Origin of the sequence: Rhodovulum sp. (assembly GCF_011048875.1) — a bacterium.
GTDB classification, from domain to species: domain Bacteria; phylum Pseudomonadota; class Alphaproteobacteria; order Rhodobacterales; family Rhodobacteraceae; genus Rhodovulum; species Rhodovulum tesquicola.
On sequence record NZ_DSDD01000172.1, the window covers coordinates 1 to 16,540 of the forward strand.

At 63.3% G+C, this 16,540-nt stretch carries 14 protein-coding genes; 12 read left to right on the forward strand and 2 right to left on the reverse strand.

Features of this window, described 5'->3' with window-relative positions:
- Positions 1–396 precede the first annotated feature (396 nt).
- Both ENN83_RS05930 and ENN83_RS05935 read right to left on the reverse strand, forming a co-directional pair.
- Positions 397–4,035 carry an AAA family ATPase gene (locus tag ENN83_RS05930; protein ID WP_287185173.1) on the reverse strand — a complete coding sequence of 1,213 codons (3,639 nt, stop codon included), beginning with the start codon at positions 4,033–4,035 and terminating at the stop codon, positions 397–399.
- A gap of 195 nt (positions 4,036–4,230) precedes the next feature.
- Entirely contained in the window at positions 4,231–5,289 is a 1,059-nt protein-coding gene (locus tag ENN83_RS05935; protein WP_287185175.1) for a Fic family protein, read from the reverse strand.
- 276 nt (positions 5,290–5,565) lie between these two features.
- Here ENN83_RS05935 and ENN83_RS05940 point away from each other — a divergent pair, with 276 nt between their 5' ends.
- From ENN83_RS05940 to ENN83_RS05995, 12 genes are all read left to right on the forward strand, one after another.
- Positions 5,566–6,351, forward strand: coding sequence for a hypothetical protein (locus ENN83_RS05940; RefSeq protein WP_287185178.1), 786 nt, complete (start codon positions 5,566–5,568; stop codon positions 6,349–6,351).
- A gap of 56 nt (positions 6,352–6,407) precedes the next feature.
- The gene (locus ENN83_RS05945) at positions 6,408–8,210 is read left to right on the forward strand and encodes a 7-cyano-7-deazaguanine synthase (RefSeq protein WP_287185181.1); all 1,803 of its coding nucleotides are present in this window, start codon (positions 6,408–6,410) and stop codon (positions 8,208–8,210) included.
- A gap of 202 nt (positions 8,211–8,412) precedes the next feature.
- On the forward strand, positions 8,413–8,622 hold the full coding sequence (locus ENN83_RS05950) for a helix-turn-helix transcriptional regulator (protein ID WP_115395254.1): 210 nt from the start codon (positions 8,413–8,415) through the stop codon (positions 8,620–8,622).
- Positions 8,623–8,633: 11 nt separating this feature from the next.
- A complete protein-coding gene (locus ENN83_RS05955) occupies positions 8,634–9,122 on the forward strand; it encodes a hypothetical protein (protein WP_287185185.1) in 489 nt (162 codons plus the stop codon).
- A complete protein-coding gene (locus ENN83_RS05960; protein ID WP_287185188.1) occupies positions 9,119–9,979 on the forward strand; it encodes an ATP-binding protein in 861 nt (286 codons plus the stop codon). The genes ENN83_RS05955 and ENN83_RS05960 overlap by 4 nt, the downstream gene beginning before the upstream one ends.
- 23 nt (positions 9,980–10,002) lie before the next feature.
- Positions 10,003–10,593: a hypothetical protein gene (locus ENN83_RS05965; protein WP_287185191.1), complete on the forward strand. Its 591-nt coding sequence runs from the start codon at positions 10,003–10,005 to the stop codon at positions 10,591–10,593.
- 13 nt (positions 10,594–10,606) lie between these two features.
- Positions 10,607–12,295 carry a DEAD/DEAH box helicase gene (locus ENN83_RS05970; RefSeq protein WP_287185194.1) on the forward strand — a complete coding sequence of 563 codons (1,689 nt, stop codon included), beginning with the start codon at positions 10,607–10,609 and terminating at the stop codon, positions 12,293–12,295.
- The gene (locus tag ENN83_RS05975) at positions 12,292–12,510 is read left to right on the forward strand and encodes a hypothetical protein (protein WP_287185196.1); all 219 of its coding nucleotides are present in this window, start codon (positions 12,292–12,294) and stop codon (positions 12,508–12,510) included. Before ENN83_RS05970 ends, ENN83_RS05975 begins: the two co-directional genes overlap by 4 nt.
- Complete coding sequence (locus ENN83_RS05980) at positions 12,503–12,709, forward strand: DUF6511 domain-containing protein (protein WP_287185198.1); 207 nt, start codon at positions 12,503–12,505, stop codon at positions 12,707–12,709. The genes ENN83_RS05975 and ENN83_RS05980 overlap by 8 nt, the downstream gene beginning before the upstream one ends.
- Complete coding sequence (locus tag ENN83_RS05985; RefSeq protein WP_287185199.1) at positions 12,706–13,476, forward strand: PD-(D/E)XK nuclease family protein; 771 nt, start codon at positions 12,706–12,708, stop codon at positions 13,474–13,476. Before ENN83_RS05980 ends, ENN83_RS05985 begins: the two co-directional genes overlap by 4 nt.
- On the forward strand, positions 13,473–15,746 hold the full coding sequence (locus ENN83_RS05990; protein WP_287185201.1) for an AAA family ATPase: 2,274 nt from the start codon (positions 13,473–13,475) through the stop codon (positions 15,744–15,746). Before ENN83_RS05985 ends, ENN83_RS05990 begins: the two co-directional genes overlap by 4 nt.
- A gap of 416 nt (positions 15,747–16,162) precedes the next feature.
- On the forward strand, positions 16,163–16,540 hold a 378-nt coding region (locus tag ENN83_RS05995; protein ID WP_287185204.1), incomplete at its 3' end, for a hypothetical protein.

Consider the following 16,540-nt stretch of genomic DNA (forward strand, 5'->3'; position numbering starts at 1 on the left):
CCTTGGGCGTTGTCGTTGCCTGGCTGTGAAGATGGATCAGCATGTCCGCGCCCCGTCCCGAATATCCCTCAGAACCGATCTTGCCATGAAAAGGGCAGATCGCCGAGGAGAAATGTGATCATCTGGGATGGAACACCTAAGCTACTGAATTGATTCAATTCGTGAAAATCCGGCTGGATAGGCTCATAACCTGAAGGTCACAGGTTCAAATCCTGTCCCCGCAACCAAAATATACAATATTATCAAATACTTAAGCTCCGCCCTCGCGGGGACCCTTTTGCCGCCCAACACCCGTGGAAGCACTGTGGAAGCAAGAGGGGCCGAAGGCCTTCATATTGCTTCGCAAAACGCTGCCGGCGATCAAGCGCTTTCACTTGTGTTATACTCAGTGAGAGCTCACAGATCGAATACGTCACGCACCTGTTGCCTGATCTTCGCAGAGTCGATGGCGCCGTCTAGGCGGTTTTCTGAAGTCACAAGGCGTTCGCCTTTATCGTTCTCGAGACCGTTCGGCTCGAGCCCCAACGCCTCCGTGTACCAATTGAGCTTCTTCTCCCATCTGCTCACGTAGGTCGGGTCCGACAACATCCCTAGATGCTCCCAATAGACCGTTACGCCTGTTGCGGGGTCTTCCGCCGTAAAGTCAGGATAACGCTCGATCCCGTCGGCACAGCGAAGTGCTTTCTCGTACTGATAGTCTATGCCCTCCGTGTAGAGTGCGTCAGCCACCACAACCTCTGAGATCGAACGAACAAGTTCGCCTCTTGCCGTGCGATGAACCAGGCCACGTTCAAGGAACGCCCCACTCGGATCGGCCATCATGTCCGGTGCAGCAAAGAGGTTGGTGTAGCGCCGCGCGACCTCCGAATACTTGGAGGATGTGTATGTTCTGAGGTCCGAGGGTTGTCCCTGCACGAACAGGACGACGCCGTCGACTTGGCGGGTAAGTGCGGTATAAATCAACTCCCTGCTCAAGATGAAGCAGGGCTGCGGGATCACGACGAACACCCGGTCGAACTGGCTGCCTTGGCTCTTGTGAACGGTCAGTGCGTAGGCGAGTTCGAGGGCCACCGTGCCATCGTCTCCGAAATCTCCCGGCCAATAAACGAAGGTCCTTCCTGGCTGCGTCCCAAATTCCACGTCTAGACGCTCTGGCGTTCGCCCATTCCAACGGTTCCCGAATCGCGCCTCACCTACGACAATTCCGATTTCTCCGTTGGATACCAACGCCCTGTCACGGCCAAGTGTGCCTCTCAGGGCATTAGTGGTCGACATCACCTTGTCGCCATAGATAATCCGCTCTGCGCCATTAGGGCGTGGAGTTCTTGGCCGACGCCCTTCAGCAAAGCGCAGCGCTTGCCTCCGGAAACGCTCGTGCAAGAAACGGTTAAGTTCTTCGACCCCGTGTTCCTTACCGCGAATAGGCGTCAGCAATTGCCAGCTCTCGCAGCGCTCTGCGGCGCCGGGCCGGTTCCTGTCGGCCCTAGCGGCGTTGAAGAATACACCGTTGTCATTGCCGACACCTCCCAGAGAGACCCCGAAGCCTCGTTCATCTTCGTCGGTTTCGATCTCTGGGATGTTTTGAACGAGCGCTTCCAAGAGCTGGTCCTTCAGATCTTCACCCGTCTGCCACCGGCGAACTTCGACATGGCCATCAGTTTCGCCGAGGGCTATGCGCGCCCAGATTTCGTCGGCTCCAGGATCTGGCGACTCATCGGTGAACCACGAAGCCAAGAGCAGGTCGTCGCGACCCGCGTTACCATTGCCGGTCTGTCGGCGATGCACTGTCAGCTCGGTGTAGCCCGGCCCCACTCGAGGGAACGGTGGCTCTCTGTCGTTTTCCCATGGTCGCAGTTCCCTCGCTAGATCCACCAGCGGCCGACCGGCGCCGATCGGTGGGAGCTGTCTGTGGTCCCCTACAAGGATAACCCGCTTCGGCCCTTTGAGCGCATCGAACACTGCGGCAAGCATGTCCTCCGTGACCATCGAAGCTTCGTCGATGATCACGGTCCCGGCGCCCTCGACTTTTTGAGCGCTCGAGAGGCGATACTGCTGCGTCTCCGGGTCGAAGCGATCGGGCAGCAGGAACTGCGCGATGGTCAGAGCCTTCAGTCCTTCAATGTTCCTTTGCATCTGAACTCGTGCTTTGCCTGTCGGTGCGAGGAGCAGGATTCCATCACCGCGCACCTCCGGCAGATCGCAAAGCATCTGGAGTAGCCGAGTCTTCCCCGTCCCGGCGGGTCCAAGCAGCAGCGAAAAACGCGCCGAAAAGAGTTCTTTGAGCGCAGCCGCTTTCTCCGTCCGCGCGAGCTCTTCTACCACAGCCTCATCGTGGGCGTCGGGCATGTCGCCAAGCGACTGATTGACAAGGTCTCGCCACGCGCGGTCCGTCTCATGTCGCCGGCCTTTCCTGCGTCGGCTCACTTGCTGGCGCAGTAGGTCGTCAATCTTCTGTCGTTGCCCGAATTGCCAGGCGCGGGTTCCGTCTGAAAGCGCCGCATCGACGATCTCTGGTGCCATGACTGGACCCAACAGCGGCAACAAGTCCTTGCTTGGCCGGCAAGGCGGATCGAGTTCGAGCTCTCGGATCCCCTCCAGCACCTCGTCGACAGGCAGCAAAGTATGGCCCTTCGCCTCTGCATCGGCGAGCATGTGAACCGCAAGCGCTCTAACTCTCCTCGGATCCTGATCGCTCTCGAGTCGGCTGATCTCCGGCAAAGGGAATGTTTCGCGCACCGACTCGTCGGGGAACATGCCGCGGTCAATGGTTCCGATCGTTACTGCCTCGAGCCTATGTCTGTCGGTTTCGAAAAGCCGGTAAGGGTTACGGAGGATTTCCTCATCGGTGAGAGACTCTCTGCCCTCGGTGTTGAAGAAGCGAGTCGCCTGTTCGATCGTCAGGTTGAAGCGGGACAAGAGCTTCAAGAGCTCTAACCGCTCGCTTGGCAGAGCGGCGAGCCGTTTCCCGTCGAACGACTGTACTTGGGAGGCGACCTGAGGAGACAGAACCCCGGTTGGATCCTCGAAAGCGCGAAATACGAGCGCCCACGGATCTTCCGTCCATAGGCCGTCGACGCAGTATCGCTGCGCGAGGTCTATCGCGAGCAGAGTGCCGTAACGGATCTCGAACGCGTGTAGCGCGCTGCTGAGTCCCGGAAACGCGCCGCGTAGCTGCCACAGTTCGGAAAGGCGTTCGGAGATCCATTCAAGGTGACGATCCCATGCGCCGGGGATGTGCTTTGCGATTACGCGCACCTTGTCAGCCAGCGAAAGTAGGCTTGCAATGGCGAGGTCGTGGTTGACGTGTTCGGCAACGTTGCTGAACGCCTCGAAGCCTTCGTCAGGAGCGAAGGCGACGAATTCTGATGGGTCGATAGTCCCGTCGCGTTCTGCCAAAGCTATGAGTTCCTGGTAAGGAAGCACGAAGCCCTCAAAGCCGTCGGGACGGATCGAATGAGAAACTGCTCGCTCCCACATGAGGCCGCGTAGCTTTCCGGTCGCATCCTCGCTGTATGCATGCTCTTGGGCAGGTCCAACCGATGTGATGCGCCCGACACCGACCAGCACTCGGCGGGGGTCATCGGTCAATGGTGTACGTTTGGCATATAGAAACACGAGCGACTTTTCGGGTGCCAGCGCGCTGAAGAATGTATCCAGCATAATCTGCTGGTTGACGAAGTCGTTGACCCAGACCGTGTTGAATGCCAGCTGCGGCTCGTGCGAAAGGTCGAAGGCCAGCGCGAGTTCATCGGCGATGGCTTGGGCGTCGTCCTTACGAGTCCAACGAAAGGGGATGGTCTGCACGCTGTACGGAGGCAGGCGAAACTCGTTCTCGGCAAAATGACCGTGGGTCGCCGCCGAAGAGGCGGCGAACGGATGACGGCTACGAAGGGTGTAGCCCTTCGCGTTCAGAGCTGCTCCGCGCTCCGTCAGACATGCCGGAAGTTCGGCCTCGCTAAGATCGGACCAGGCGCTGCCGGCAACGTCTTCCTCGGCAGCAGCATTCCTTTCCTCACGAATCCGTCTGAGCATCATACACCAGCTATTCTTGGAGGGCGCGCTGCAAACTGTCCCAGTCCAGCCCGTGTCGTGCCACGGAACCCGAACCGAGAGGTGTCGTATCGGTAGTTGTCTCGCGCCGTTATGCATCATATCTCTCCTTGGCTCGGGCGTTGCAATTTTCACTTTTCACCAACTCCGCCAAATTCGGAAATCTGTTGATTCGGTTTGTCAAAGGGGCTCCGTCCCTCGGCTCAGGATACTCAGGTAGTCGCTGTACACATACATCCGGCCGCGCTGCTTCCCGGTGACCTCCTGCACGATGCCAAGATCCTCCAGGTGCTGGATGGACTTGGCGATAGTGGGAGGCGAGATGCTCAGCCGCTGCGCCGCTGCAGGGATGCCGATGATCGGCTTCTGCTGAAGCAGCTGGTGGACCCGGAGGGCGGACGCGGCCGGGCGCCCGAGATCCTCGATCCGATGCCGATCGGCTTCGAACAGCGCGAGGATCTCGCGCGCCGCCTCGGATGCCTGCAGAGATGTCTCGGCGATCCCGTCGAGGAAGAACTCAAGCCATGTCTCCCAGTCGCCATTCTCACGGACCTGCTGCAGCAGGTCGTAGTACTGGCGGCGATGCGTCTTGAAGTAGAGGCTGAGATAAAGGATCGGCTCCTTCAGGATGCCCTGCGTGCAGAGAAGGAAGGTGATCAGCAGGCGGCCGAGACGGCCGTTTCCGTCGAGAAACGGATGAATGCTCTCGAACTGCACATGGACCAGCCCGGCCTTGATGAGGGTCGGCATTTCTGGCGTGTCGGTATGGATGAACGCCTCCAGGTCCGACATGAGGTCGAGGACGTTCTCGGGAGGCGGCGGGACGAAGAGCGCATTGCCTGGTCGCGTTCCGCCGATCCAGTTCTGAGAACGCCGGAACTCTCCCGGCTGCTTCGTGCTCCCGCGTCCCTTTTCAAGAAGGATGGCGTGGATCTCCCGGATCAGGCGCAGGGAAAGCGGAAAGCCTTCGCGGATCCTGTCGAGGCCATGGTTCATGGCGGCGACGTAGTTGGAAACCTCCTGCACGTCGTCGAGCGGGACGCCTGGGGCTTTCTCGCTCTCGAACAGCAGCAGGTCGGAAAGCGACGACTGTGTGCCCTCGATCTGTGACGACAGCAACGCTTCCTTGCGAACGTACATGTAAAGGAAAAGCGGCGTGTCAGGCAGGATGGAGGTCACGCCATCGAGCCGGCCGATCGCACGGTTTGCGCGCTCTAGGTGACGGTAGAGCCGTTCCATCCTGACCGGCGGAGACGGCGGCAAGGGTGGAGGCACGAACGCCTCTGCGCGCTCCCCCGCCGTCGAGATCGCTACGAGGCGGCCCAGGCGCGATGGTTCCGCTGCTAACGCCATGGTTGAAAAAGAGTCCTTTCCTTGGCAGACTGATTGAGAAAGGATGGCGTAAAATCCTTTCTTTGTCGTTTTTCTTACGGAAGGTTCCTTGGTTTGTCGAGCGTACATTCCCACAGTCCGCACCGGATTCGGTGCAGGCGCACCCTCTGAACCGCTGGCGCTATGGGACACCAGCGCCTCGGCAAACTGCCCACCCACCGATACCTGCCGGACATCGTCAGGTATCTGGTGAAGGGCGGTACGCCCACGGCACCTTTGGTGGAACAGGTCACCGAAGTGGGCCGGGATGCGCTGAAGCGTGCGCTGAAGGACCCTGTCTTCGTGGAGGCGCTGTGGTTGCTCATACGGTTGCCGCAAGCCGCCGCGTCGAAGGATTTCGGAACGGCTCTCGCCGAGACCGGCATGGGCGCGCAACGGCCGACTTCAGTGGCGGAGCTGATGGTTGCCGTCGACAATGTGCTCGAGCGCGTGCAGCGGCGCGAACATCGGGATGCCACTGACCTTGGCGAGATCGCCCGTCAGGCGGCCCTCACCGCGCTCGGGGATGCTGTGCGAGCCGGGATGCCGATGTGGCCCCCGACGGCGGATGATGTGCAGGCTTCGGTGGCGGCACTGAGGTCACCGGAGAAGTTCGGTGCTTTGGCGCACCACTTTCATGCAAATACCGTGGAACGCGTCATCCACTACTACGTCGATCGGAACCTGCACGAGCTCGTCGGCGCCGATCGCGTTGTGTCGTCGGTCCATGATCTTGCCACATACGATTCGGCGATACGCCGCCATTGCATGGAAGCCGCGCTGATCATGCGTGCCTTCGCCAGGGACTGGCTCGGCAAGAATCAGTACCGGGACGGCAAGGACATATCGAGGAATGATGCAGTTAAATTCTCGGCCTATGCCGTCGAAAAGATCAGTATCGAGCTGAAGAACAGAAGGGGGCCAAAATGAAACGGTGCCTGGTTGAATGTGGCGTACGGCAGGCATCCGAAGAGGGCGCTCTCGCGATGAGCGTGAGCGAGCCCGGCAAGGACGTCAACCTTAGGATCGAATCCATCAGCCGCTCGATGGTCGGGAATATCCCTGACCTTCTGATCGATCTCTTGGAGATCGCGGCTTACGTCTACTGTGCCGATCAGCGCATCAAGCGCGGGACTGAGATGCTCATGGATTACGGGAAGGATTGGTGCCGCAGCCTGACCTTCTCGATCCCCGTACGCCATCCCGAGGTCTGGACTAGGGAAGAGGTGCAGCAACTGCTGGTCGATACGCTCGGCTTTCTTTCCGACGACAGCTACACATTCCGGTTCCGCAAGGCGGAAGCGCCGGTTCAGCCGCGCGATCCCTACTTCCATGAACTCCTCGATGCCTTCCAGGAGAACGACGAGGTGGCGCTGTTCTCGGGCGGCGTCGATTCCTTTGCTGGCGCGGTCAACGACATCGTCACGCTGGGCAAGTCTGTCACCTTGGTTGGCCACTGGTCGGTGCCGAAAGTCCAGAATGTCCAGGCGACCCTGGTCGACGCATTGAAGCAGCGCGGATACGGGCGGCGGCTGTCTTACGTCCCGGTGTGGGTATCGAACACGGACATCAAGCCGGCCGAGTACACCCAGAGAACCCGATCATTTCTCTTCGCGTGCATCGGGCTGGTCGTGGCGCGGATGTCCGGGAAGGATTGCTTCAGCTTCTACGAGAACGGGGTTGTCAGCATCAACCCGCCGCTGGCGGGGGACGTGGTCGGTGGCCGAGCCACGCGCACCACGCATCCCAAGGTACTCCGTGGCCTAGAGGACTTGTTCTCGACCCTCCTCGACCGCCAGATAGAGATCCGAACCCCGCTGCAGTGGCTCACCAAGAAGGAGGTTACCGAGACGATCGCAGCCGCCGGCATGGCTGACATGATCGGGTCCACGGTGAGCTGCACCCGCACGCACAGCCGGACGAGAAGGCACACGCACTGCGGAATATGTTCTCAATGCATCGATCGAAGGTTCGCTGTCTTGGCTGCGGGCTTGGCCGATCATGATCCCGCGGACCAATACAAGAAGGATTTACTCCTGAGCGACCGAAGTGCTGATGACAGCCTTCGAATGGCGATGCACTACGTGTCCTTCTTCAGGAAGGTCGGCTCGATAACGAAGGACCGGTTCCTTGTCGACCTTCCGGAAATTGTCTCGGCGCTTGACCACTTCCCGGATCTGTCAGCCGATGAGGCAAGCGCACATCTTTTCGATCTGTTCCAGCGGCACGCGCGATCCGTGGAAGACGTCATCGCCCGGGCCGGGAGCGAACATGCTGGCCCGCTTTTCCGGGGCGAGGTTCCGGCTGGTTCGCTTCTGGCGACCTGCTTCACTCGCGACCACGTCGAGATCGCACCGAAGTCCGGCTATGATCAGCAGACCACCGATTTCGTCGACCGGCTCAGTACTCCCATCCTCGAGTTCGCGGTGGATCACGATGCCGAGCAGGTGCTTTTTCACGGTGGGCACCGTCTTGAAGGTGCGAACTACCGCTTCGTGAGCGCGCTGATCGAGAATTTCCGGAACGCCAAGCGAACGCGCTCGGAGATCCCGTTCATGCCACCTCACGATGTCGCGGACGAAATCGGCGTATCCGAGCAGTCGATGCGCCAGCAACTGCGCAGGTTGCGGGATTCGCTCGACCCGCTGGCGGTGATGCTCGGGATCCCACTCGACCAGAACAGTTTCATCGAAACCAAGGAACGCGCAGGCTACCGCATCAACCCGGGCTGCCGGGAAATCTCCCTCGGTGACATCCAGCTCCCGAATCCGTCTGCGTCACCGGAATAATCAGCCGACGTCACACGTCGGCGCGCGCGATGTCACGACTTGCCCAGCGAAGCCCCGTTTTTCGGGGCTTTTTTCATGTCGGGATGTCACAAGAAACTACGTGGCTGATCATATAAAAACGAGCGCAAAGCGTTGAAATTGTGCGCATATCCGGGCGCTTGAGCGCGGTCGGGTAGGAGAGGCAATTCAACGGAGTTCCTACATGTCAGTCACACACCTCAACCAGGTCGAGCTTGCGGCTCGATGGAAGATCAGCCCGCGCACGCTGGAGCGTTGGCGCTGGACGGGCGATGGGCCCGCTTTCATCAAGATTGGCGGCCGGGTCGTTTACCGGCTTGAAGACGTCGAGACCTACGAGCGCACACAGCTGCGCGCCAGCACCGCCGACACCACCCCCAAGCCTGCGGCGTGAGGGAGGTGATCATGAATATTCCCAACATCATCACGCTCGATGCGCTGCGGCACATGGCTGTTGGCGAGATCGCGTCGCTGCCGGCGGAGGAGCTTGCGCGGCTGCAGAGTGAAGCAAAGGACGCGCTGCGCTCGGCGAAAAGCCTGCGCGACTGGCTCGATGGCGCCATCGCTCTGAAGTACGGCGATCGCGCGGCGCAGGCACGGCATGACGCCGGGAAAGATACCGGGACCGTGCGCTTCGCCGATGGCGCGGTCACCGTGGTTTCCGACCTCCCGAAGCGGGTCGACTGGGATCAGGACCGACTTGCCGAGCTGGTGGACCGGATCCGCGCCGAGGGTGATGACCCGCAGGCCTATGTCGATGTCATCCTGAAGGTCCCAGAGCGCAAATACACCGCCTGGCCCCCGGCCATCCGCAGCGCGTTCGAGAGCGCGCGCACGGTGCGCACCGGCAAACCGACCTTCCGGCTCGTCCTCGACGGGGAGGCGCCGGCATGACCCTCCCCATCATCAGCGCCGATGCGCGCCTCGCGGAACCCCGCGGCATCAAGGGCTGCATCTTCGGCAAATCGGGTATCGGCAAGACGACGTTGCTGTGGACGCTCGATCCGCAGTCCACGCTTTTCATGGACCTGGAGGCGGGCGATCTCGCGATCGAGGGCTGGCCGGGCGATACGATCCGGCCGCGCACCTGGGCCGAGTGCCGCGACTTCGCGGTCTTCATCGGCGGGCCCAACCCCGCGCTGCGGGACGAGCAGACCTACAGCCCGGCGCATTACGAGGCGGTCTGCGCCAAATTCGGCGATCCGGCGGCGCTGGAGCGTTACCAGACCATCTTCGTCGACTCCATCACCGTGGCGGGACGGCTGTGCTTTCAGTGGTGCAAGGGCCAGCCCGAGGCGGTCTCGGAAAAGACCGGCAAGTCCGATGTCAGGGGCGCCTATGGCCTGCACGGCCGCGAGATGATCGCCTGGCTCACGCATCTTCAGCACACGCGGGCCCGGAATGTCTGGCTGGTTGGGATCCTCGACGAGAAGCTCGATGACTTCAACCGGCGGTATTTCGCGCCGCAGATCGACGGCTCCAAGACCGGCCTCGAACTACCAGGGATCGTCGATGAGGTCATCACGATGGCCGAGCTCGCCGATGAAGGTGGTGCGCCCTACCGGGCCTTCATCTGCCAGACACTGAACCCATGGGGCTACCCGGCCAAGGATCGCTCGGGGCGTCTTGCGCAGCTCGAGGAGCCGCATCTCGGGCGGCTGATGGAGAAGATCCGCCAGCCCGCACCGCCTGCATCCGAGCGCCTGAGCTTCACGCGGCCCGAGGCCGCGCCCGCCCAATCCGACAATTGAACAGATCAGAAAGGACCATCGCAATGTCCGGTTCATGGAACGACTTCAACGACGCCAAGAACAACGCCAACCTCATCCCCAAGGGCACGCTGGCGAAGGTGCGCCTGACCATCCGCCCTGGGGGCTTCGACGATCCCGCACAGGGCTGGACCGGGGGCTACGCCACGCGCGGCAGCACTGGCTCCGTCTATCTCTCGGGCGAGTTCACCGTGCTGGAAGGGCCCTATGCCCGGCGCAAGGTGTTCAGCCTGATCGGGCTTTACAGCCCGAACGGGCCCAACTGGGCCAACATGGGGCGCAGCCTGGTTCGTGGCATCCTCAACTCCGCACGCGGCATCTCGGACAAGGACAACTCGCCCGAAGCGCAGGCGGCGCGGCGCATCAACGGCTTCGGTGATCTCGACGGTATCGAGTTTGTCGCCCGGATCGATATCGGCTCCGACACCAACGGTGACGACAAGAACGAGATCCGCGGTGCCATCACCCCCGACCACAAGGACTATGCAGGCCTGATGGGGGCGGCACCGCGCCAGGCGCCCACAGCGCCCGCGCAGCCCTCGGCCGCACCGCAAGCCCCGACCGGCGCCCCAGGGCGCCCGTCCTGGGCGCAGTGAGGGGGGTGCGGTCATGCTGCTTCGCCCCCGCCAGAAACAGTTCGTCGAGCGCAGCCTGTCTGCGCTCCACACCCACGGCAACGCGCTCGGCGTCGCGCCGACCGGTGCCGGCAAGACCATCATGCTGTCCGCGGTCGCAGGCCGCGCAGTCGGCGGCACCGATGCAAAGGCCTGCGTGCTGGCGCATCGTGACGAGCTGACCAGCCAGAACCGCTCCAAGTTCGTGCGGGTCAACCCGGATATCTCGACCTCGGTGGTGGACGCCCGCGAGAAGGCCTGGAACGGCCAGGTCACCTTCGCGATGGTGCCCACGCTGGCGCGCAGCGGCAATCTGGAAGCGCTGCCCACGCTCGATCTGCTGGTGATCGACGAGGCCCACCATGCAGCGGCGGAAAGTTATCGCCGGATCATCGACCGCGCGCGCGACCGCAACCCGGATTGCCGGATCTACGGCGTGACGGTCACGCCCAACCGGGGTGATCGCAAGGGGCTGCGCCCGGTCTTCTCTAATGTCGCTGACCAGATCAGGATCGGCGAGTTGATCGCATCCGGGCACCTGGTTCCGCCGCGCACCTTCGTCATTGATGTCGGCGTGCAGCACCAGCTGGGGCAGGTCCGCAAGACCGTGGACGATTTCGACATGGACGCGGTGGATGCGATCATGAACCGCGCGCCCGTGACCGATGCCGTCATTCGCCACTGGCAGGAGAAGGCGGGTGATCGCCAGACCGTGGTGTTCTGCTCGACCGTCGATCACGCGCGCAACGTGGCTGCGGCCTTCGCGGCGGCCGGGGCGCCCTCCGGGCTGGTCCACGGTGACATGGGGGCTGCGGAACGGCGCGCAACGCTCAGTGCCTATGCAGCGGGCGAGCTGAGGGTCGTCGTCAATGTCGCGGTGCTGACCGAGGGCTGGGACCATCCGCCCACCTCCTGCGTCGTGCTGCTGCGCCCCAGCTCCTACAAGTCGACCATGATCCAGATGATCGGGCGCGGGCTGCGCACCGTGGACCCGGCCGAGCATCCTGGCGTGATCAAGAGCGACTGCATCGTCCTCGATTTCGGCACATCGACGCTGATGCACGGGGCGCTGGAGCAGGATGTCGATCTCGACGGGCGGGAAGCGTCCGGCGAGGCGCCCAGCAAGGAATGTCCCGACTGCGGTGCCGAGGTGCCGATCGCCACCATGGAATGCCCGCTCTGCGGCCATCTCTGGGAGCGCGACGAGGATGCCGGGGCCGAGCCGCTGGGCGCCTTCGTGATGTCCGAGATCGATCTGCTGAAGCGGTCCAGCTTCCGCTGGGTAGACCTCTTCGGCGACGATGGCGCGCTGATTGCCAATGGGTTCAGCGCCTGGGGCGGCGTCTTCTTTCTCAATGGCCGCTGGTACGGGGTCGGGGGCTTGCCGCGCGAACACCCAAGGCTTCTGGCGGTGGGCGAACGCACTATCTGTCTGGCCGCGGCCGATGACTGGCTCAATGAACATGAGAGCGACGAGAGCGCCCACAAGACCCGTCGCTGGCTGAACCAGCCGCCCACGGACAAGCAGCTCGCCTGGCTGCCGGCCGAGTATCGGCAGGATTTCGGGCTCACGCGCTATCAGGCCTCGGCGCTGCTGTCCTTCCGCTTCAACCGTGCAGCGATCCGCGCGCTAGTGTTCGGGGCCGAGGGTGCGGTCACCGATGCAATCGGGAGGGCGGCATGAGCCATGGTGTCATCATCCCGACTTTCCGCCGCGGACCGGCATCGGCTCTGGCATCCGCGTGGCACGCTCTGTGCTTTCTGTGGGCAACTCCCGCGTGGATTTGGCTGGCGCGATCCGGTGCCATCGAGGCGGCCCCGATCCTCGGTCTGGTTCTGCTCGATGGCTTGCCAGAGCTGGTGGACGCGCTCGGTGCGCAGGTGTGTCGGCATGGTTGATCTCACCGAGGAAGAGCGCGCCGCCGTCACCGCGACCATGAAGCGGATCGCGCTGCTGATGGACGAGATCGGCTGGCAGACAGCGCTGGGCGATCTGACCGAGGCGCAGGTGCGCGCACTGATCGAGGAAGCCGTCGAGGGCTTCCGCGAGGCCATGTCCGACATCGCTCGGTTACAGACACCGGAGGTGCCGTTTTGACGCTGGATTACAACCATCGCTCCGGCATCGCCGAGCGCATCAATGCGGCCGTGGATGCCGCCCTCGAGGCCGAGCGCGCGGAAACGCCTCAGCGCGACTACCTTGGCGGCTCGCGGCTGGGCCATCCCTGTGAACGGGCGCTGCAGTTCGAGTTCGCGGGCGCGCCCAAGGACGAGGGAGGGGATTTCACCGGCCAGTCGCTGCGGATCTTTGCGATCGGGCATCAGCTCGAGGATCTCGCCATCCGCTGGCTGCGGGCGGCCGGGCTCGATCTCTACACACGCAAGGGCAATCGCCCCGACGGCGCGCAGTTCGGGTTCAAAGTCGCCGGCGGGCGCATCCGGGGCCATGTTGACGGGATCATCGCCGATGCCCCGGCGGCGCTGGGCCTGCGCACCCCGGCGCTGTGGGAATGCAAGACCATGAACGCCAGGAACTGGCGCGATACGGTTGCCAGGGGCGTGAGTGTCGCCAAGCCGGTATATGCCGCGCAGATCGCGCTCTATCAGGCCTACATGGAAGGGACGGTGCCGGGCATCTCGGCCGCGCCCGCGCTCTTCACGGCGATCAACAAGGACACGGCCGAGCTGCACCACGAGCTGGTGCCCTTCGACGCCGACCTTGCGCAGCGCATGTCGGATCGCGGCGTGCGGATCCTGCAGGCGACTGATGCCGGCGAGTTGCTGCCGCGCATAGCCCGTAACCCCGATTTCTTCGAGTGCCGCTTCTGCCCCTGGTCCGAGCGCTGCTGGAGCCTGCCGGCATGAGCGACGACACGATCATCCATTTCAATCCCTGGCGGGATTTCAACGACGCCGCGTCCACACCGGACGCGTTCGGTGTCGAGCCCGACCCCGCACAGATCGCTGCGTTTCTCGATGTGGTCTTCGGCTATTGCGAGGGCCTCATCCCGGTGCGCGGCTTCGTGGACAAGGGGCAAGGCTTCGACGGGCGCCCGCACAACATCTGGATCCCGGCGGACGGCACGGCGCCCGAGAAGATGGCGACCTTCGCGAACTGGGCCTGGCGGGAAGGTGCCGCTGTCTATGTGATCCCCGGCACCGTTGCCGCACAGGGTGAGGCGCGCGCAGTCGATGTGCTGCAGATGCAGACCATCGTCGTCGATCTCGATACCGGCGACATCGCGGCCAAGCTCGCGCATCTGCGCCACTATCTGGGCCGTCCGACGCTGGTCGTCGAAAGTGGGGGGCGCACGCCCGAGGGGCGCGACAAGCTGCATGTCTGGTGGCGGCTCAGCGAGCCGGTTGAAGGCGCGGATGTGGCCGAGGTCAGCCGGCTGCGCGGCGAGATTGCCGCCAAGGTCGGCGGCGACACGCATTTCCGCTCGGCGCATCAGCCTATCCGCGTCGCTGGCAGCGTCTATCACAAGGGGGGCTTCCAGCGGATCGTCCGCATCGCCGAGCGGGCCAATCACGAGGTTGATCTTGCCGAATTCGCCGAGGCCGTGGCGGACATGCCGCCGCTCGATGGCATCGCGCAGACCACGGCACCTTCCGCCGATAAGCCCTCCATCGACGCGGTCCTCACCAACCCCGTCCGCGCGGCGGGTGAGGATGACTGGACCCGGTTTCAGGGCGCCAGTGCGGCCATCGGCCACTATCTGCGGCTGGTGCATGAGGGGCGCCTGTCGGGGCCCGAGGGCTGGGAGGCGATCTGCGGCTACAATGCAGCCATGCTGCGCCCGAGCTGGCCGCTCGACCGGCTTAAGCGCGAGACCGAGCGGCTCTGGGCCCTGCATGTCGCGCGCAATGGCCCGGCGCAGGCGGCGCGACAGGCGCCAAGGGTCGAGGCGTTCACGCTTGGTGCGCTGCTCGATGACACCAGCCCCATGCCCGACGATATCATCGCCCCGCGAGTTCTGACGCCGGGCGGATTGCTGGTGCTGGGCGGGGCGCCCAAGGTCGGCAAGAGCGATTTTCTGATTTCCTGGCTCGTGCACATGGCCGCAGGCGTGTCGTTTCTCGGCTTCACGCCGCCGCGCCCCTTGCGCGTGTTCTACCTGCAGGCCGAAATCCAGTATCACTATTTGCGCGAGCGTCTGCAGGCCCTCGGGCTGGAGCCGCATCTGCTGGCTGCGGCGCGCGACGGGTTCGTGGCCACGCCGAAGCTCAAGCTCCTGCTGGACAGCAACGGCCTGCCGAATGTCATCGAGGCGGTGCGCGGCGCCTTTGGTGACCCGCCGGTCGACATTCTCTGCATCGACCCGATCCGCAATATCTTCGATGGCGGGCCGGACGGTGGCGGCGAGAACGACAACGCCGCGATGATGTTCTTCCTGCAGGAGCGCATCGAGCCGCTGCGCGAAGCGGTCAACCCCGATTGCGGCGTGATCCTGGCTCACCACACGCGCAAGCTCGGTAAGACGCAGCTGCGGGAGGACCCGTTTCTGGCCCTTTCTGGTGCCAGCGCGCTGCGCGGGTTCTACACCTCCGGCCTGATCCTGCATCGCCTGGATGAGGAACGCCCCGAGCGCCGCCTCGAGATCGAGCTGCGCAATGGACCGGCGCTGCCTTCGAAGCTGATCGACAAGCGCGCCGGCTGCTGGGTGGAACTCGACCCTTCCGGTGAACGCATCGTGCGGCGCGATTTCGGCGAGAAGCTCGATGCCGAGCGCATGCGCAAGCGGGATGTGATCCTGCAGCTTCTGCTCGACGAGGCCGGGCGCGGCAAACTCTACACCGCGCTGCAATTCGCCGAGAGATACGAGAACCAGGCAGGGCTGGGTGGCAAGGACACGATCCGCGACCGCATCAGCGTGCTGGCCACGAAAGGCGACATCAAGTTCGTCCGCGACGGCCGCCCCTTCGGCCTGCCGCGCTCCACCTCCAAATTCGGCTATCTCTGCGTCGAGGGCATGGTGTTTCCGTCCGACAGCGGGCTTGTCGATCCCGAGACCGGCGAGATCCACGCCGGTGGCATCCCCGTCCTGCCCAGCACCTACAAATGCCCGCAGAGCGGTGCCCCGCTGCCCGTCGAGAACCCCGCTGTCTGGGTCTATCCGGAGGGCGAGGCATGACGCATCGGCCCTACGCACAAGCGCGCAGATTCAAGTTGGGAGAGTTGGGAAACGCCTTCCCAACTGGTTGCGCAGGCTCGCTCAGGGCTTCGGCGGATCACGCGGATTCAAGTTGGGAAGGGTTTTCCCAACTACCTGCGCATGGCTGCGATGGCGCCCGTCGGGATACGCAGATTCAAGTTGGGAAAGCATCACTCGCGCAGCGCGTTCCCAACTTGGAATTTCTCATGTTTTGCAGGCCCTTACGGCTCGTTTCAAGTTGTGGGGGTGAAAGCCACCCCCTTCGGGGGTGGGGAGAACGCCGCAAGGCGGGTTCTCCACTCCCACCCCCGGGGGCGTCGCGCGCGCGTGCTGCTGCCCCTGCCTTTCCATCCACCACACGGGAGATGTTCGCCATGAACCTTTCAACTGCTGCAATGCCCACAACCGATGCCCGGTCGATCCAGTCCATCGGCTCGGCACCGGGACGCCCCATCCTGGCCCTCGATCTCGGCACCACTACCGGCTGGGCGCTCCGCGACGCGGACGGGCTGATCCTCAGCGGCACGGCCAGTTTCCGCCCCGGGCGCTTCGATGGGGGCGGGATGCGCTTCCTGCGCTTCACCAACTGGCTCACCGAGATCGACCGCCTGTCGGGACCGATCGCCACGATCTGGTTCGAGGAGGTCCGTCGCCACGCCGCAACTGACGCGGCCCATGTCTATGGCGGGCTCATGGCCACGCTCACTTCTTGGGCCGAGCTGCGGGGCGTGCCTTATCAGGGCGTGCCGGTCGGCACCATCAAGCGCCACGCC